Here is an 18,092-nt window from a genome sequence, read left to right on the forward strand (position 1 = left end):
CGGCTCGGGATGGCGCGATGCCCCAAGTCTAGCGCGTCATTCGTCGCGCCGGGTTGACCTCGGTGCGGGCACGCGTGCGGCCAGATTGGAATCGAGGTAATGGCGGCCGTCGGCCTTGAAGGCGAGAAAACGTACACCGACACGGAACTGCTGGAACTCGCTCGACAAAACCGTGTAGAGCACGCGGCTTTTCACTTCGAGAATGCGCGGGCGCTGACCGGCAGCCAGAGGGGGGACCGAAATCAGCACGGTCACCTGATCGGACACGGGCAGATTGTGATCCGACAGCAGACTGAAACCGGAATGGGACAGGTCGAAGATTCGGCCGCGAAAGGTCTGCCGCTTGCCGGCATCCTGATAGACCAGCGAGACGCGCCAGTTCAGCAGGTAATGCGGCTCACCCCGCGGCGAAAACCACGCGGTGTCGATCTGGTTGCCCTGCAGCTCGCGATGGAAGCCAAGTTCATCCGGTGTGTTCACAGTCACACTCCATCAATCAGCGTTTGATTATACAGTCTGACGATAGTCGCGCTGCGAACAGGCAACAAAAAAGCCGAAGCATGCGCTTCGGCTTGGTATCGATCTGAATGGTGCCGACAGTGAGACTCGAACTCACACAGCCGAAGCCACTACCCCCTCAAGATAGCGTGTCTACCAATTTCACCATGTCGGCATTCACAATCGATTTGCTTCACTCGCAGCGCTGAGGATGGCGCGCCTTGCGAGAGACGGGAATATACGCCAGCGACTACCGTCTGTCCAGCGCCGGAGCGAAAAAAGTCATGGTCATGCTTGCCTTGTGCAAAGCCGCCATCCGCTATTAAATAAGCCATTCGTCCGATTCTTCCTTGGCCATGACTCATCCCTTGCACACGCTATTGGAGCAGCACGGACAAGCCCATCGCGCGCCGACCCGGCTGATCGAACAGTTCCCGCGCATCGCCAACCGCCTCGTCGAACTGTGGGGCACCGATGCGATGAGCGGTTATCTGGAATCGCTGATGATCATGGACCGTCCCGACCGGCAGGGCTTTCCGCCCGAGATCGGCATGGAACTGATGAGCTTCGGCAACGCGCACGACGACATCCTGCACCGCCCTGCCGCCGAAGCCGGCGTCTGGGATCACGTCCGCGAGGCCGCGATCGACCAGCTCGACCGCCTCGGTCTGCGTGCCACCGTCGGCGACTTTCACCGCCACGTCGGCCAGGGCAAGCCGGAAACGCTGCAGCTTTATCTGGATGCCGGGCTCAAGGTCGACAGCGCCGACGACAACGGCTGGACCGCGCTGATGCGCGCAAGCTTCGACGGCAGCATCAGCTCGGCCGAATGGCTGCTGACCCACGGTGCCGACATCCATGCCACGGACCGTGGCGGCTATACGCCGTTGCACTGGGCCGCGCTGAACGGCTACGACACGGTCGTGGACCTGCTGGTCAACCGCGGCGCCAACGTCAACGCCGAAAGCCAGAGCGGCTTTACCGCGCTGATTCAGGCTGCCAGCCGCGGCCATCTCGTCATCGTCAAGCGGCTGATCGCCGCCGGCGCCCGCGTCGGCACCAGTACGCCGGACGGCTGGACCGCATTGCACAAGGCCGTGGCCAACCGGCATACCGACGTCGCCATCCGGCTGCTCGACCATGGTGCCGATCCCGACGCGCGCCATCAGGACGGCAGCACGCCCTACACCATCGCGGCACAGACCGGTCAGCAACGGTTGTGCGAACTGATGCTGTTGACACAGTCGGTGCGCCAGCGCGAGCGCCATTAGGCACCGCCGCCACCGGATGGTGTAGCCTTGCTGTGCCGCAACTCGTCATCATCAAGAAAGCGAGTACCGGCACCGCCAGGAACAGGAGAAAACAATGGCCCAAATCTACAAGATCACCGCACGTGCCAGCAGCGCTCTGCCCGAATCGCTGCGTAGCAGCGACGGCATTCGCCAGGCGCTGGCAGCGGTGCACGAGTACTTCCCGCTCGACGACGTCCAGCTGACCGATCAGGATCTCGACCGCCTGTGCGAAGCATCGCGCACGCTGGCGCGCCGCATTGCCGGCCGCGGCCACATCGATGTCGCCTTGCGCTTTACCGACCTGTGCGACATTTCCAGCGACCTGTTCAAGGAAGTGAAGGAAATCCGCAAGGCGATCAAGGATCTGCTCGGCGAGTACGAGGACGAGCTTGAGGAAAACTGCGTCGGCGCACTGCGCTACATCTCCGGCTTCCGCAACGAGATGGTGCCGGCGCTGGCGAATTCGATCCTGCTGCGCCGCTTTGCCAACTTCGTCGACGCGGTCGTGCTCGCCCAGATCCGCCACTCCGACGAAAACGTCGAAATCGAACTGCATCTGATCGAGCTGGCCAGCTGATTCCGGCACCGGTCGATCCTGACGCCCCCAACCGGTCCGACGCCGCTGCGTGCGTCAGACCAACAAAAAACCCCGCTTGACGCGGGGTTTTTTGTTGGTGCCAAGCCGGTCAGCCAACGCTGACGACGCGACCGCGACGACCGGTGGTCGTGAATGCAGCCAGCTTGACCGGGCCCGATACCGCCACCGGGCCGGCATACAGCGGCGACGCGTTGGTCGGTTCGCTGCCGTCGGTGGTGTAGCGCAGTGCAAAGCCCGGCGCCTCGACGTTGGCAAGCAGCTTGCCACCTTCGATTTTGGCCCCCGGCACCGGCACCCGGTAGCCGTAGCCACCGACCAGACCATCCAGACGCGGCAGTTCGCGCTGGCCGAGGCTGTTGGCAAACTGGTTCCAGTCGGCGTCCATGCGTGCATCGCGGGCGGTCTTGTCGGCGACAAAGGTCCAGCCCGGATCCTTGGCCCAGGCGCGCTCGGCCAGTGCCACCAGTCGCGGCATTGCCAGATACTCGAGACGGCCCGCATCGCGGATGTTCTCGGCCCACAGCTCGCCCTGGATGCCGATCACGTTCTTCACACCCTGCTCGGTCAGGCGCGCACTGTTCTTCAGCGAATCACCCAGTTCGTGGCCGAACAGGTTGAGCGTCGCCGTCGTGTAGATGTCCAGCGGGCAGAACTCGAAGGCCTTGCGGGTATTGATGAAACCGCCCCAGTAATAGCCCGGCTCGACCGGATCCTTCTCGTACGCCAGGTCGAAGTACAGGTTGGTCACGTTGCACAGTACGACCTTGTAGCCGGCATTCGCCAGCTGGTAGGCAAAGTCTTCCTGGCCCCAGCCCCAGATGTTGTTCCAGATGTACGGGCGGAAGTTGGCGTCGACAAACTTCGGATTCGGGCCGTGATGGACGACACCGTCGACGGTTTCCTTCTTCAGTGCGATCTCTTCCCAGCCGCCGAAAGTCAGACCGTGCTTCTTCAGGATGTCGCGATAGCGGGCGAGGAAGTGGTCCTGCAACTCCTGGATCGTCGTCATGCCGTGTTCTTTCATGAACGCCAGGCAGATCGGCGAGCCTTCCCAGGCGCCGTGCGGCACTTCGTCGCCACCGGTATGCAGCGTCGTCCACGGGGCATTGGCTTCCGCGTACATCGCCTTGACGTCGGCGATCACCGCTTCGATGAAGTTGTACGCGCCTTCGCGGGCAATGCAGATCACGTTGTCGTGCCACAGCTGGACCGACTCGTACTTGGACTCGTCGGCAAAGTCGGTCAGCAGGTACTGTTCGGCGGCGTCGAGCTGGCCGGCGGCCTTCAGGCGCTCGTAGCGGACGTTCATCGCCTTGATCGCCGAACGCGCATGGCCCGGCACGTCGAACTCCGGAACGATTTCGATATGGCGCGCGGTGGCGAAGCGCAGGATCTCGACGAACTCGGCGCGGCTGTAGAAACCGGACCCGCTCGAGCCTTCGACCTCGGCACCCGAGCCGAAGCACGGCACCAGATGGTCGGTCTCGGTCGCGGTAAAGCCGCGGCCCGAACCGATTTCGGTCAGCTCCGGCAGCGTCGGGATTTCCAGCCGCCAGCCTTCGTCGTCGGTCAGGTGGAAATGGAACTGGTTGAGCTTGTACAGCGCCATGCATTCGAGCAGGCGCAGCACGCTTTGCTTGGACGAGAAATTGCGGCCCACGTCGAGGTGCAGGCCGCGATAGGCGAAGCGCGGCGCATCGACGACACGGCCGAACGGCACGGCCAGCGCCGGCAGCGGATTCACGAAGGCATCGACCGGCAGCAACTGGCGCAGGCTCTGGATGCCGTTGAATACGCCGTGTGCCGATGCGCCGGTGATGACGACGCCATCGGCGCCGATCTCGAGCGAATACGCCTCGGCTGCGGCACCGGTCTGTGCGACGTTGACGGTACCAAGCTGCAGCACGATGCCCTTGCCGGCGGCAGCGCGTTGCGCGGCAACGCCGACGTCGGCCAGTGCCGACTGCAGGAATGCGGCTTCAGCATTCAGCGCATCCGGATGAACGATGGCGGTCGATGCGTCGATGACGAACTGGCCACCGCCGAAGCTCGCTTCCAGCGGCGTCGGCGTGATCTTGCCGACCGCATCGGCGGCCAGCAGCGCGAGCTTTTCGTTGTCGGCAAAGCGCGTGGCCGGTGTCACCAGCGGCACCTTATCGTTGGCGTTGCGGTGGCGCTGGCCCTCGGAAACGAACGGCAGGATGAGCGGGTCGCCGATCGCTTCGGCGCGGGCTTGCGGTGTGCCGTCGCCGTAAACGACATAGAAGCCCAATGGTGCGTCGGTTTCCTGGATGACCCAGAACAAGCCCTCGTAACGGATCAGCCGACTTTCACCGGCTGCAAGTGTACCGAAGCCGGCGGCCGGCACCATGCGCCACAGATCGCCGTTGACCTGCTCGATCTGCACGCCACCTTCGATGCCCTCGGGCTTGATCTTGCGGCAGGTGTTGAAATAGATCGCCCAGCCCTGACCGGCCAGCGGCACGGCGGAGCGGTTGCTCAGTGTCAGCTCGGCGATGAAGTTGTCGCCGTTGTGACCGTTGGTGATGCACTGCCATTGCAAAGCCAGTTGCTTGCCTGCGGGCTGGGTCATCTTCTCTTCCTCATTCCGATTCGTAAGACGGTGGTCTGTGCCACCCGACTGCGACAGTGTAGAAGCAAGTGCTTAAGTGGAACAGCACCCGGATTGCGCTTTTCCTGACATGCAACAACCCGAGAAAAACGCCACCGGACGAACGGCGCAGGGCAAAGCGGGCAAGCCGGATTTTCGGTACAATTGCGCCTCCGATTTTTACCCATGATTTCCGGACCTTACGACATGGCAGACGTTCTCCAGCTGCGCGGTGGCACCGCGCTCTCCGCCTTCCGGCTCGACAAACTGCGCAGCGCGCTGGCCGACAACGGCATTCAAGCGGACCTGTACGCCGAGTTCTGGCACTTCGCGGAAGTGGATGCACCGCTGGACGACAAGGAACAGGCGACGCTGGCGCGCATCCTGCACTACGGCGAACCGTGCGAGCCGGCCAAGGCGGTCGGATCGCTGCTGCTGGTGCTGCCACGTCTGGGTACGATCTCGCCCTGGTCGAGCAAGGCCTCGGACATCGCCGTGCACTGTGGGCTCGGCAAGGTCGCGCGCATCGAACGCGGCATTGCCGTCTACGCCAGCAAGAACGGCGCGCCGCTGTCCGCTGCCGAGAAGAGCCTGCTGCTGCCGCTGATCCACGACCGGATGACCGAACAGGTGTTCGAGACGCTCGACGCCGGTCGCGAACTGTTCCGCCATTTCGAACCGCAACCGCTGGCCACGGTCGACGTCCTGGCCGGCGGCAAGCCGGCACTGGAAAAAGCCAACGTCGAATTCGGTCTGGCGCTGTCGGAAGACGAAATCGACTATCTGGTCGAGAACTTCACCAGGCTGAAGCGCAACCCGACCGATGTCGAGTTGACGATGTTCGCGCAGGCGAACTCGGAACACTGTCGTCACAAGATCTTCAACGCCAACTACGTGATCGACGGCGAAGCACAGCCGTACAGCCTGTTCGGCATGATCCGCGAAACGCACAAGGCCGCCCCCGAAGGCACCGTCGTCGCCTACTCGGACAACTCGTCGGTGATCGAAGGTGCAAAGATCGGCCGCTTCTACCCGCAGCCGGGCAGCGCCGAGTACGCCTATCACGACGAGACCACCCACATCCTGATGAAGGTGGAAACGCACAACCACCCGACCGCGATCTCGCCGTTCCCGGGCGCCGCGACCGGTTCGGGCGGCGAAATCCGCGACGAAGGCGCAACGGGCCGCGGCTCCAAGCCCAAGGCCGGCCTGACCGGCTTTACCGTCTCCAACCTGAACCTGCCCGGCGCAATCCAGCCGTGGGAAGACCCGGCCTACGGCAAGCCCGACCGCATCGCGTCGGCGCTGGACATCATGATCGAAGGCCCGATCGGCGGTGCCGCGTTCAACAACGAATTCGGCCGCCCGAACATCGCCGGCTACTTCCGCACCTTCGAGGAAGACTTCGGCGGCGAGCGTCGCGGCTACCACAAGCCGATCATGATCGCCGGCGGCATGGGCAACATCAACGCACTGCACGTCGGCAAGCACGGCCTGCCCGACGGCAGCCTGCTGATCCAGCTCGGCGGCCCGGGCATGCTGATCGGCATGGGCGGCAGCGCCGCCAGCTCGATGGCGACCGGCGCCAACGCCGCCGACCTCGACTTCGATTCGGTCCAGCGCGGCAACCCGGAAATCGAGCGCCGTGCGCAGGAAGTCATCGACCGCTGCTGGCAGCAAGGTGAACACAACCCGGTGCTGTCGATCCACGACGTCGGTGCGGGCGGCATCTCCAACGCCTTCCCCGAACTCGTCAACGACGCCGGCCAGGGCGCGGTGTTCGATCTGCGCAAGGTCAACATCGAAGAAAAGGGCATGAGCCCGAAGGAAATCTGGTCGAACGAATCGCAGGAACGCTATGTACTGGCGATCTCGCCGGCCAACCTGCTGGCGTTCGAAGCCATCTGTGAACGCGAACGTTGCCCGTACGCGGTGATCGGTCGCGTTACCGACGAAAAGCAGTTGGTCGTCGAAGACCCGCACTTCGGCAACAAGCCGGTCGACATGCCGATGGAAGTGCTGCTCGGCAAGCCGCCGAAAATGACCCGCGACGTTACCCGGGTCAAGCCGGAACTGAAGGTGTTCGACTCGTCGGGCATCGACCTGAAGGAAGCCGCCTACCGCGTGCTGCAGCTGCCGTCGGTGGCCGACAAATCCTTCCTGATCAATATCGGCGACCGCACCGTCGGCGGTTTCACCGCGCGCGACCAGTTCGTCGGTCCGTGGCAGGTGCCGGTGGCCGATGTCGCGGTCACCGCGATGGGCTACGACACCTATCTGGGCGAAGCGATGGCGATGGGCGAGCGCACACCGCTGGCGCTGATCTCCGGTCCGGCCTCGGGCCGGATGGCCGTCGCCGAAGCGCTGACCAACCTCGTCGCTGCGCCGATCGCCAAACTCTCGGACGTCAAGCTCTCGGCCAACTGGATGGCCCCGGCCGGCCACCCCGGCGAAGACGCCAACCTGTACGACACCGTCAAGGCCGTCGGCCTCGAGCTGTGCCGCGAACTGGGCATCTCGATCCCGGTCGGCAAGGACTCGATGTCGATGAAGACTGTCTGGTCCGAAGGCGACGTCGCCAAGCAGGTCACTGCGCCGCTGTCGCTGGTGATCACCGGTTTCGCACCGGTCACCGACGTGCGCTGCGTGCTGACGCCGCAGCTGAAGAACGAAGCCGATACCGACCTGATCCTGATCGACCTCGGCGACGGCAAGTGCCGCCTCGGCGGCTCGGCACTGGCACAGGTCTACAAGCAGGTCGGCCAGTGGGCGCCGGACGTCGTCAGCGTGCCGCACCTGAAGTCCTTCTTCAACACCGTGCAGAAGCTCAACGCCGACGGCCGCATCCTCGCCTACCACGACCGCTCGGACGGCGGCCTGTTCGCGACAGTCAGCGAAATGATGTTCGCCGGCCATGTCGGTGTGACGCTGGAAATCGACGAGCTCTGTATCGAGCGCCGTCGTCGCGGTCGCGAGGAGGACGAACTGACGCCGGAAGACATCGCCCGCGCCGAAAACGGCCGGATGATGGGCGTGCTGTTCAACGAAGAACTTGGCGCCGTGCTGCAGGTGAAGCGCAGCGACACCGCCGCGGTCATCGCCGCGTTCGCCAATGCCGGCATCCGCAGCGAGCTGCACGTGATCGGCACGCTGAACCACGACGACAAGCTCAAGATCAAGAAGCGCAACCGTCTGGTACTGGAAGAAGGCCGCGTCGCGCTGCACAAGGCGTGGTCGGAAATCAGCTGGCGCATCCAGCGCCTGCGCGACAACCCGGCCTGCGCCGACTCGGAATACGCGCAGCTCGACGCCAAGGGCGACAAGGGTCTGTTCGCCAAGCTGTCGTTCGATCCGTCCGACAACGTCGCCGCACCGTTCATCAATACCGGCGTCAAGCCGCGCGTTGCAGTCCTGCGCGAACAGGGCGTCAACGGTCACGTCGAAATGGCCGCAGCGTTCACCCGCGCCGGCTTCGCCGCGACCGACGTGCACATGAGCGACGTGATCGCCGGCCGCATCTCGCTGGCCGACTTCGCCGGCCTCGCGGCCTGCGGCGGCTTCAGCTACGGCGACGTGCTCGGTGCCGGCGAAGGCTGGGCCAAGTCCATCCTGTTCAACGATCGCGCCCGCAGCGAGTTCGAAGCGTTCTTCAACCGCGCCGACACCTTCGGCCTCGGCGTCTGCAACGGTTGCCAGATGATGGCCAACCTCTCGGGCATCGTCCCGGGTGCGCAGGCATGGCCGAAGTTCACCCGCAACCAGAGCGAACAGTTCGAAGCCCGCTTCGTCATGGCCGAGCTGACCGACTCGCCGTCGCTGTTCTTCGGCGGCATGGCCGGGACGCAGGTTCCGGTGGTCATCAGCCACGGCGAAGGCTTTGCCAACTTCAGCCAGCAGGGCGACATCAAGCAGGCCATCGTCGCGATGCGCTACGTCGACCACGGCGGCAAGGTCACCGAGACCTACCCGCTGAACCCGAACGGCAGCCCGCAAGGCATTGCCGGCGTCACCACCGCCGACGGCCGCTTCTCGATCATGATGCCGCACCCGGAACGCGTGTTCCGCACCGTGCAGAACTCGTGGCATCCGGAGAACTGGGGCGAGGATGGCGCATGGCTGCGGATGTTCCGCAACGCGCGTCGCTGGGTCGGCTGACCGGCCAGCCGCGGACAACAAAAAACCGGCACGCATGCCGGTTTTTTGTTGTCCTCGATGCGTGCTAGCCTGAACGATCCCCAGTCCGGAAACCCGCCATGGCCGACATCGTTCACGAACCTACCAATCACCGCTTCATTGCCGTCGACGCCGGCAAGATCGTCGCCGAAATGACCTACTCGCCACTGGGCGAAGACCGCCTCATCATCGACCACACCGACGTCGACCAGGCCTACGGCGGACAGGGCATCGGCTACCAGCTCGTCGACGCCGCCGTCGCCCACGCTCGCGCCAACGGCATGAAGATCCTGCCGCTGTGCCCGTTTGCGGCGAGCGTGTTCAAGAAGAAGGGCGAGGAATACGCGGATGTCCGGTTCTGAGCGCCCTTCTCCCTGCCCTTGTTCCGGTCAGGCTCGCAGCGGAAGCACACGCCGGCAAATCCACCGATCGACTAAAACAAGGACCATTTGACGGCGCTACCATCCAGGTTCTTGAAGACGCGGAAATTCCGGCCATCACGATCCACGGCGTTCAACCAGACTTGTGCAGAGGAGCGCGCATAAGTATCGCCAAAACCAAACTGGTAACTGGTCGGATCCTGCAAATATGGCCGATTCAGATTTTGTGAGAAGCCGGAAATGGTCGAGCCTGACCCTGGCGAGCTGAGCTCGCTCCGGATGTATCCAGACACAATCTTGGTCAATTTCGGCTGCGCCCATGTCAGGGCCAAGGGAGCCGGCGGACGCAGATCTGCCATCGATGTCGAGGACGTCAGCACAGGAAAGAAGCGCGACGGGTCGGCTGCAATTTCTGCATCGGATAGCGGCTTGACCTTCAATGCCGACTGGTATACCGCAATTGGTTGAGGGTCACCCTGGCGCGCATAAATCGTCGCAGTATAGCGGGCGCCTTTCTCGACCTTGGTCAAGTCCAGTCCGGCTGACGTGTTGTAAACAGATCGCTTATCGTTGGCAATATCAAAATGATACCAACTGGCGTCTGCGAACGGATTATTGATGCCGTTCATGTCATTGGTCATCGGCAAGCCGGCGGCAGGCAAACCCGGCCCGCTGATAACCACGTAATAGGATCGATGCATGGTCTCCCGGACACCGAATGCAATGCCGTTCTCGATACGATTCCCTTCCGGGACGCTGCTGGAATAGGTCATCACCTTGAAATCGACCAAGCGCCCATTCCCCACGAACTTCCAGCTACCGTCCTTATCCTTTCCTACGCAAGAAGCAAATTGATCCCGATCCCAAGTACTGCCCAGCTTTATTTTTGCATTCCAGTTGGGGAATTGGAAGCAATACCGCTTGCCAACCGGATCTGCACTGACAAGACGTTCCGGTTTATTCCTCAGTGCCCAAATCGAATCGGTTTTCAATGTCGAGGATAGAACATCCGGCTTGAGCTCGCCGTCATTGACGTAATCATCCGAAATGAATGCCCCCATTTTTGGAATCAGGTCCGTACTGCTCAATCCGCTTTGTGTCGTAATGGATTTGACCATTGCGCCAATTGCGGCAAAAAGCTCGTTCACACCAACCAGGTCTCTTTTGACTGCAGACAAATCCACACCTGGATCGGCCAGGACGTCGGCATCATCTGGGTCCAACAAATCATCCCGAATCTGGTCCCCGGTCAGCACATTGCGAATACTGGCAACCGAGAACGAGTAGTCAATCTGAACGCTTAGCGTTTCCAACAGCGCGTCAAGACCCGTTTGATCGGCCTTGAACGGTGAATGAAGCAAATCGGTGTTCTCGGGCAAACCCAGGTTCCTGAGGACAGCAATCAACCTTCCGCGCAACAAGTCCGCCTGTTTAGCAAGCGCCTCCTGCGTGACAGCTTGTATTGAAGTTCCGTTGAACAGTGTTTCTGCAGGTCCACCAGCGATATTGGCAATGATGAGATCGGTCAAAGGCGTGATGTTGACCGCCTTGTTCAGATCATTCAGCGTCGCTGCCGAGTAAAGCGAGCTTGTCTTTCCTTGTGCACGAAGAACAAAGGGCGCAACAAGATCGCTCACATCGACGCTATAGCTGCCATCCGTACCGATACTGGCTTCCTTGGTTTTGCCATTCGCATCCTTGATGGTCACGGTCCCCACAAACGGCGCGCCAGTCGCGGCGGTACCGCTCAGAGTCTTGGCCGACGGTGCCGGCGTCGGTGTCAAACCGGAGTCACTCTCGCCGCCGCCGCCACCACCGCCACACGCCGACAACAGCCCCGCCGCTGCCAGTGCCAGTACTACACCACGCTTCAATTGCTGCATCTTCCCACCAGTTTTTGAAAATTAATTGTCAAAACGAATCGCATTTTACTTTCAAAAAAAGAAAGACGTAACAACTGACACCACAGGCAACGCATTGGCACAACACAGCATTTGTGCACATTCCAACTTCATCGGCACGGTCGACGTGTGCTGCCCCCTGTCAGTTAACCCGCCATCGGCACCGGCATCCGCATGCTCACCGCCATCCGGTTGAAGGCATTCATCAGCGCAACCGCATAGGTCAACTCGGCAATTTCCTGCTCGCTGAACAGCGCCTTCAGCGCATCGAACTCGATGTCTCCTGCGCGGGTTTCGTGGATCAGCGTCACCGATTCCGCCCAGGTCAGCGCGGCGCGTTCACGTTCGGAATAGAACGGCGCTTCGTGCCAGGCGGCGACGCTGTTGACGCGTGCAAACGATTCTCCGGCCTTGAGCAGGTCGTTGCCGTGCAGGTTGACGCAATAGGCGCAACCGTTCAGTTGCGACACGCGCAGGTAGACGAGGTCGATCAGCACCTTGCCGAGCGACGACTCGCCCAGCGCGACGCTGGTGTCGACGAAACCGCGATGGGCTTTGGGTGCGAGGGAACGATAGTTGAGACGGGCGGACATCGGACAACTCCTGTTGGGACGCCCCGAATGGAGCGCTTCACCGACAAGACGTCCCGGCCCGCCCGTTCGTGACAGGTGCCACGAAAAAATTCAGCGCAGGCCGTCCAGCTTGTCCGGATTGCGCAGGACGTAGACCTCGCGGATCTGCGCGCCATCGGTAACGAAGCAGTAGACGGTATCGAGCACACCGTCGACGTAACGCTCGAGGCAAGGCTCGCCATTGATTTCCGCCTCGACGAAACGGCAGCGATCACCATTGCGCCGGGCAATGGCGTGGAACAGCATCGCCAGCCGGTCCGGGCCATGCAAGGGCCGCAACGCCGAGAACACCTTGCCGCCACCATCGCCGACCAGCACCGCATCGGCGCTGAACAGCGGTGCCAATTCGGTGAGATCACCGCTGTGTGCCGCTGCGGCAAACCGGGCCAGCAGCGCGCGGTGCGCGTCGCGGCTGACGGCAAAACGCGGCCGGTCGGCCTCGATCCGCTGGCGCGCGCGGCTGACGAGCTGCCGGCAGCTGTCCTCGCGCTTGTCGAGCATCGCGGCGATCTCGGCGTAATCGGTGTCGAACACTTCGCGCAGCAGGAACGCGGCGCGCTCGTCGGGGCCGAGCCGTTCGAGCAGGGTCAGAAAGGCGATCGACACATCGTTGTAGTGTTCGAGCATGTCTTCCGGCGAGCGCGGTTCGATCGGCTCGGAACTGGCGACCGGTTCGGGCAGCCACGGGCCGGAATAACGGGCACGCTCGAGTTTGGCCTGCCGCAACCGGTCGATGCTCAGGCGCGTCACCAGCGTGACCAGCCAGGCCTCGGCCGACGCCAGTTCGTCCGGACGCCCGGCCTGCCAGCGCAACCACGCGTCCTGCAGGACGTCGTCGGCGTCATGGCGTGCGCCGAGCATCCGGTAGGCCAGCCCGAACAGGCGCGGCCGGTGCCGCTGGAACTCGTCGAGAAGTTGGTTCATCCGCCGCTCAGGCAAACTTCACGCATACCGGCCGGTCGATGGCGACCGTTGTCCCGGACCTGGTCAGCGCACCGCTGGCAGCGTCGCGCACAAACAGCACAAGACTGCCGCTGGCCTGGTTCGCCACCAGCAGCCAGCGGCCGCACGGCGAAAGGGCGAAATTGCGCGGCATCTGTCCGCCGCACGATGCGTGGCCGGCGGCTTCGAGCAGACCGTCGTTGACACGGAAAACCGCGATGCTGTCGTGACCGCGGTTGGAGGCATACAGGAAATCGCCGTCCGGGCTCAGTTGCAGTTCGGCACCGGTGTTGTCGCCGGCAAAACCGGCCGGCAACGACGACACGGTCTGGCGGTGTTCGAGCACGCCGTCGTGCCATGTGTAAACCAGCACGGTACTGGTCAGTTCACCGACCACGTAAGCAAAACGGCCGGCACGGTCGAAGACCAGATGGCGCGGACCGTCACCCGGCGCAGTGGCGGCCGTGCCGTGCGGCACCAGCGACGTGCCGTCGATTCGGTACACGGCGATCTCGTCACGCCCCAGATCGAGCGCCAGCGCATACCGGCCATCCGGACTCGGCGTGATGCTGTGCAGATGCGGTGCATCCTGACGCTCCGCATTGACGCCGCTGGCGCCCTGATGGCGGACCTCGGACGCGACAGCCTGGACGCGCCCATCGACCGACAAGGGCAGCAGCGCCGCATTCCGGCCGAAGTAATTGGCCACCAGCAGCGCACCGCCGTCGGCCGGGCCGGTGCGCGACAGATAGCACGGCGAATCGCCACCGCTGCCGACGCGATTCAGCAGCGACAGCCGCCCTGACGGGTCGACCGCCAGCGTGCACACCTCGCCCTCGGCGGTCTCGCTGACCGCGTACAGCATGTCGCCGTCCGGCAGCAGGTAGGACGCATTGGCGATGCCGGCCAGCGTCTGCAAGGGCAACAGCGCGCCTGCTTCGGCGTCGAAATCAAAAGCATGGATCGTCGCTTGCTCGGCATCGCCGTAGCAGCCGACGTAAACGCGGCTCGAACCGGTCATGGACGTCTCGTCTCGGGGCAAAACGCCATCTTACGGAATGCCCGCGCCACTGCGGCAGCCTTCGGCCACGGCGTCGCCGATCCGCCACGCATCCGCGCGGAACGGGAATCGGTCGCAATCGGCTGCCTTGCTTCGGCCGCTGTGGGACAATGGCGGCTGCACAGCAAGGAAAACCGCATGTCCGTCAGCCTCAAATCCGAAGTCCAGATCGCCAAGATGCGTGTCGCCGGCCAGCTCGCTGCCGAAGTGCTGGAAATGATCGGCGAGTATGTCGTCCCCGGCGTATCGACCGAGGAGCTCGACCGCCGCTGCTTCGAGCACATCACCAAGAAGCAGAAAGCGACCCCGGCCAACGTCGGCTACCACGGTTTTCCGAAGACGCTGTGTACCTCGATCAACGGCGTCGTCTGCCACGGCATTCCGAGCCCGCGCGACATCCTCAAGGACGGCGACATCGTCAATATCGACGTCACCGTAATCAAGGACGGCTGGCACGGCGACACCAGCCGGATGTATTTCGCCGGCACGCCGAGCCCGGCCGCGAAACGGCTCGCCGACGTCACCTTCGATGCAATGATGGCCGGCATCCACGCCGTCCGTCCCGGCGCCCGCCTTGGCGACGTCGGTCACGCGATCCAGATGCTGGCCGAAGCCGCCGGCTACTCGGTGGTGCGCGAGTACTGCGGCCACGGCATCGGCAAGGTCTACCACGAAGATCCGCAGGTGCTGCACTATGGCAAGGCGGGAACCGGCCTGTTGCTGAAGAAGGGCATGACCTTCACCGTCGAACCGATGATCAACGCCGGCGGCGCCGGCGTACAACAGCTGCAGGACGGCTGGACCGTGGTCACGCGTGACGGCTCGCTGTCGGCACAATGGGAACACATGATCGCGGTGACCGATGACGGCTTCGAAATCCTTACGCCGTGGCCGCAAGGCCAGGCGATACCGGGCTGATACCGCGTCAGCCGGTGCGGGCCATGAAAAAGGGCGGGAGTGATCCCGCCCTTCTCTTTTGCCCGGTGCCGGCGCACAGCCCGGCACGCCAGGACGCCCGATGCACCGGCGTTCGGGCCGTCTCGTTGTTGCTCAGTGCTTGCCCGAGAACGGGAAACGCAACTGCTTCAGAAAACCGTTGGGGACGTAATCACCCAGCACACCGTAGAGCGACGGCCACGAGCGGTCCGACTTCACCGCAGTCCCGAACAGGTAGTCCAGAAACGCGAAATGCGCGGCGTAGTTCTTGTCCAGCGCTTCCTGATCCTGGCTGTGGTGCCAGTGGTGGAAGTTGGGCGTGACGATCAGATAACGCAACGGACCCAGCCGGACGTTGACGTTGGTATGGTTGAACACTGCCTGGAAGCCGACGATGACGATGTAGGCATCGATCACTTCCTTCGAAAACCCGAATACGAAGATCGGCGCCAGCACCAGCGTACGGGTGATCAGCAACTCGAGGATGTGCTGACGCGAGCCGGCCAGCCAGTCCATGCTTTTGACGCTGTGGTGCACGGCGTGCAGGCGCCAGAGCAGCGGAATCTCGTGATACGCGCGGTGGGTCCAGTACTGCACCAGATCGGCAACCAGAATGATCAGGAACAGCGCGACAAAAAACGGCAGGTCCTTGACCCACAGCTGGATGTCGCCCTGCACGGCCCAGCCGAAGAAACGGTGCACCAGCTGGTTGGTCAGCATCAGGATGATGCCGACGACCAGATGGTTGACGATGAAATGGTGGAAGTCGGTTTGCCACTCGGCGCGGAATACCGGCTGCTCGCGGCGCAGCGGAAAGAGCTTCTCGAGGAAAATGAAAATCAGGCTCGATCCGAGCAGGTCGAGAATGAACCAGTCGAGCCCGAGATACAGCGTCGGCTGGGCATACGGCCCCACCGGCACCCGGTGGCCGCCAAACAGCGCCGCGCCGACGACGACAAGGAAGGCCGATGCCGACAGCCAGCGCACCCGTCCGAGCAGGATGTTGGCCAGCGCGACGCCGCCGCTGACGACCATGGACCAGAACAGCAACTGGCGCATCGCGCCGGTGTCATAGACCTGGCGCAACTCCGGTGTCGTCAGATAGGCCGGAAAGTGGAACGCCAGCACACCGAGAAAACACAGGACCGCCAGCATCAGTGCAAACACCCCGGACGCGACTCCGCGTCCGAGGTGGATCCGTCCGTGCGACTCGGACAGTTTGTTCAGTTTGTCGTACATACCCGCCATTCCAGATCGATAACGGCGGCCAAACTATCACAAACAATGAAGTAAGGAAAAACACCTACAAAAGTCAGGCCAGTCCGTCACAGATCGCCTATTTGCGCTGAACGATGGCGCTGCCGCCGCCATGGCGCCTGGGCTCGCTGACGGCGGTCACGCTGCCGTCGTCATTGAAGCTGATCGCGTTGGCGGCACCGATCTGTTCGCTTTCTTCCCAAGCATGACCGTAGGCCTCGAGTGCCCTGGCCTCGTCGCTGCCGATGAAGTTGAGCAGCGATTCGACCTCGACCTTGTCCCGATTGCGTTGCGACATCCGCGGTGCGGCCAGTGCATCGGCCAGCGGCAGGCCGAGATCGACGTGATTGAAGACCGTCTGCAGCACCGTGGTGATGATGGTCGAGCCGCCCGGCGAGCCCAGCGTGAATGCCGGCTTGCCATCCTTGAACACGATGGTCGGGCTCATGCTCGAACGCGGTCGCTTGCCGGCTTCGGGCACGTTCGGCGCCGGGCCGCTGAAGTCGAAGTCGGTCATTTCGTTATTGAGCAGGAAACCGTAGCCGGGTACGACAATCCCGCTGCCCCCCCAGTCTTCAATAGTGAACGTGTACGCGACGATGTTGCCCTGCTTGTCGCTGACGGTCAGGTGCGTCGTGTGTGCCGGTTCGGGGGCCCGCTTGGCGACCGGCCGCTGCGGGACCGACAGGTCCTGCTGGAACAGGAAGGGATCGCCCTGCGTGACCTTGCCGTGATCCTGTTTCGGATCGATCAGTTTGGCGCGTTCACGCGCGAACTCCTTCGAGATCAGTCCCGCCACCGGCACGTCGACATACTCGCCGTCGGCAACGTAGGCGTTGCGGTCGGCAAACGCCAGCCTGCTGGCTTCGAGGTACAGGTGTTGCGCCTGTGCACGCGTCATGCGCGAGAAGTCGTAGGTTTCGAGGATGTTCAGCGCTTCGGCAATCGCGATCCCGCCGGACGACGGCGGCGGCATGCCGTAGACCTCATAGCCGCGGTAGGTCGAGACGACGGGCTGGCGGAAGCGCGCTTCGTAGTCCTTCAGGTCGGCCAGCGTCATGGCACCGGCCATCACCCGGGTCCCGCTGGTCGCTGGCGGCAGATTGACCGCATCGACGACAGCCTGCGCGATCGGGCCCTCGTAGAAGGCGTTGACACCGCCTTTTGCGATGGCGCGATACGTGCGTGCCATGTCGGGATTCCTGAACGGCGTGCCGATCGGCAGCGCCTTCCCGTCCTTGAGGTAGAGCTTGCTGGTGGAGCTGAAGCGGGCGAACTTGGCTTCGTTGAGCTGGCTGATGCGGTTGAAATTCGGCTCGACCCTGAAGCCCTGCTCGGCAATGCGGATCGCCGGCTTGAGCACCTGGGCGAAGCTCATGGTGCCGTAGCGGCGCAGCGCTTCGTCCCAGCCGCGCACGGTGCCCGGAACGCCGACGGCAATGCCGTTCGGCACGACGTCGTCCCACTCCAGCGGCTTGCCGTCCTTCTGGAACACGGTCGGGCTGAACGAGCGCGGCGCCGATTCGCGGTGGTCGATGGTGATGACCCGCTTGTCCTTGGCCGAGTAAATCATCATGAAGCCGCCGCCGCCGACGCCGCAACTGAACGGGTCGGTCACGCCCAGTGCCGCTGCCGCAGCCACCGCTGCGTCGACGGCATTCCCCCCGGCATTGAGGATTTCCATCGCGGCCTTGCTGGCCGGATCGGAAATCGTGGCCACCGCGCCGCCGTGGCCGGTCGCCACCGGCTGTTTCGCCATGGCGGCCAGTGCCGCCATCATCAGGATCGTGCCAAGCCAGTGCTTCATGCTGC

General features: G+C 63.1%; 13 protein-coding genes and 1 tRNA gene. 5 read left to right on the forward strand and 9 right to left on the reverse strand.

Features of this window, described 5'->3' with window-relative positions:
• Positions 1 to 36: 36 nt before the first annotated feature.
• Positions 37 to 480 (reverse strand): PilZ domain-containing protein, encoded by a 444-nt coding sequence (locus IE097_RS17310; protein WP_189462156.1) that lies wholly within the window; start codon positions 478 to 480, stop codon positions 37 to 39.
• Between the two features lie 108 nt (positions 481 to 588).
• Positions 589 to 673, reverse strand: a tRNA-Leu gene (locus IE097_RS17315).
• Between the two features lie 193 nt (positions 674 to 866).
• Between IE097_RS17315 and IE097_RS17320 the strand changes: the two genes are divergently transcribed.
• Complete coding sequence (locus tag IE097_RS17320) at positions 867 to 1,769, forward strand: ankyrin repeat domain-containing protein (RefSeq protein WP_189462157.1); 903 nt, start codon at positions 867 to 869, stop codon at positions 1,767 to 1,769.
• 94 nt (positions 1,770 to 1,863) lie between these two features.
• Positions 1,864 to 2,367: a hypothetical protein gene (locus IE097_RS17325; RefSeq protein WP_189462158.1), complete on the forward strand. Its 504-nt coding sequence runs from the start codon at positions 1,864 to 1,866 to the stop codon at positions 2,365 to 2,367.
• Positions 2,368 to 2,476: 109 nt separating this feature from the next.
• On the opposite strand, the gene IE097_RS17330 is transcribed toward IE097_RS17325, so the two are convergent.
• Complete coding sequence (locus IE097_RS17330) at positions 2,477 to 4,981, reverse strand: beta-N-acetylhexosaminidase (RefSeq protein ID WP_189462159.1); 2,505 nt, start codon at positions 4,979 to 4,981, stop codon at positions 2,477 to 2,479.
• 225 nt (positions 4,982 to 5,206) lie between these two features.
• Between IE097_RS17330 and purL the strand changes: the two genes are divergently transcribed.
• Together purL and IE097_RS17340 are read left to right on the forward strand one after the other, a co-directional pair.
• Positions 5,207 to 9,154 (forward strand): phosphoribosylformylglycinamidine synthase, encoded by a 3,948-nt coding sequence (purL, locus tag IE097_RS17335; protein WP_189462160.1) that lies wholly within the window; start codon positions 5,207 to 5,209, stop codon positions 9,152 to 9,154.
• A gap of 98 nt (positions 9,155 to 9,252) precedes the next feature.
• Positions 9,253 to 9,534, forward strand: a complete 282-nt coding sequence (locus tag IE097_RS17340) for a GNAT family N-acetyltransferase (RefSeq protein ID WP_189462161.1) — start codon at positions 9,253 to 9,255, stop codon at positions 9,532 to 9,534.
• Between the two features lie 71 nt (positions 9,535 to 9,605).
• Here the strand turns inward: IE097_RS17340 and IE097_RS17345 are convergent, their stop codons facing one another.
• The 4 genes from IE097_RS17345 to IE097_RS17360 all read right to left on the reverse strand — a co-directional run bounded on the left by IE097_RS17345 (position 9,606) and on the right by IE097_RS17360 (position 14,048).
• Entirely contained in the window at positions 9,606 to 11,435 is a 1,830-nt protein-coding gene (locus IE097_RS17345; protein ID WP_189462162.1) for a hypothetical protein, read from the reverse strand.
• Between the two features lie 164 nt (positions 11,436 to 11,599).
• Complete coding sequence (locus tag IE097_RS17350; RefSeq protein ID WP_189462163.1) at positions 11,600 to 12,046, reverse strand: carboxymuconolactone decarboxylase family protein; 447 nt, start codon at positions 12,044 to 12,046, stop codon at positions 11,600 to 11,602.
• Positions 12,047 to 12,136: 90 nt separating this feature from the next.
• The gene (locus IE097_RS17355; RefSeq protein WP_189462164.1) at positions 12,137 to 13,009 is read right to left on the reverse strand and encodes an RNA polymerase sigma-70 factor; all 873 of its coding nucleotides are present in this window, start codon (positions 13,007 to 13,009) and stop codon (positions 12,137 to 12,139) included.
• Positions 13,010 to 13,016: 7 nt separating this feature from the next.
• Positions 13,017 to 14,048: a lactonase family protein gene (locus IE097_RS17360; protein ID WP_189462165.1), complete on the reverse strand. Its 1,032-nt coding sequence runs from the start codon at positions 14,046 to 14,048 to the stop codon at positions 13,017 to 13,019.
• A 177-nt stretch (positions 14,049 to 14,225) separates the two neighbouring features.
• Here IE097_RS17360 and map point away from each other — a divergent pair, with 177 nt between their 5' ends.
• A complete protein-coding gene (map, locus tag IE097_RS17365) occupies positions 14,226 to 15,005 on the forward strand; it encodes a type I methionyl aminopeptidase (RefSeq protein ID WP_189462166.1) in 780 nt (259 codons plus the stop codon).
• Between the two features lie 132 nt (positions 15,006 to 15,137).
• On the opposite strand, the gene IE097_RS17370 is transcribed toward map, so the two are convergent.
• Together IE097_RS17370 and ggt are read right to left on the reverse strand one after the other, a co-directional pair.
• A complete protein-coding gene (locus tag IE097_RS17370; RefSeq protein ID WP_189462167.1) occupies positions 15,138 to 16,262 on the reverse strand; it encodes a sterol desaturase family protein in 1,125 nt (374 codons plus the stop codon).
• A 97-nt stretch (positions 16,263 to 16,359) separates the two neighbouring features.
• Positions 16,360 to 18,087, reverse strand: coding sequence for a gamma-glutamyltransferase (gene ggt, locus IE097_RS17375; protein ID WP_189462168.1), 1,728 nt, complete (start codon positions 18,085 to 18,087; stop codon positions 16,360 to 16,362).
• Positions 18,088 to 18,092 lie beyond the last annotated feature (5 nt).

This window comes from Jeongeupia chitinilytica, assembly GCF_014652315.1.
GTDB classification, from domain to species: Bacteria; Pseudomonadota; Gammaproteobacteria; order Burkholderiales; family Chitinibacteraceae; genus Jeongeupia; species Jeongeupia chitinilytica.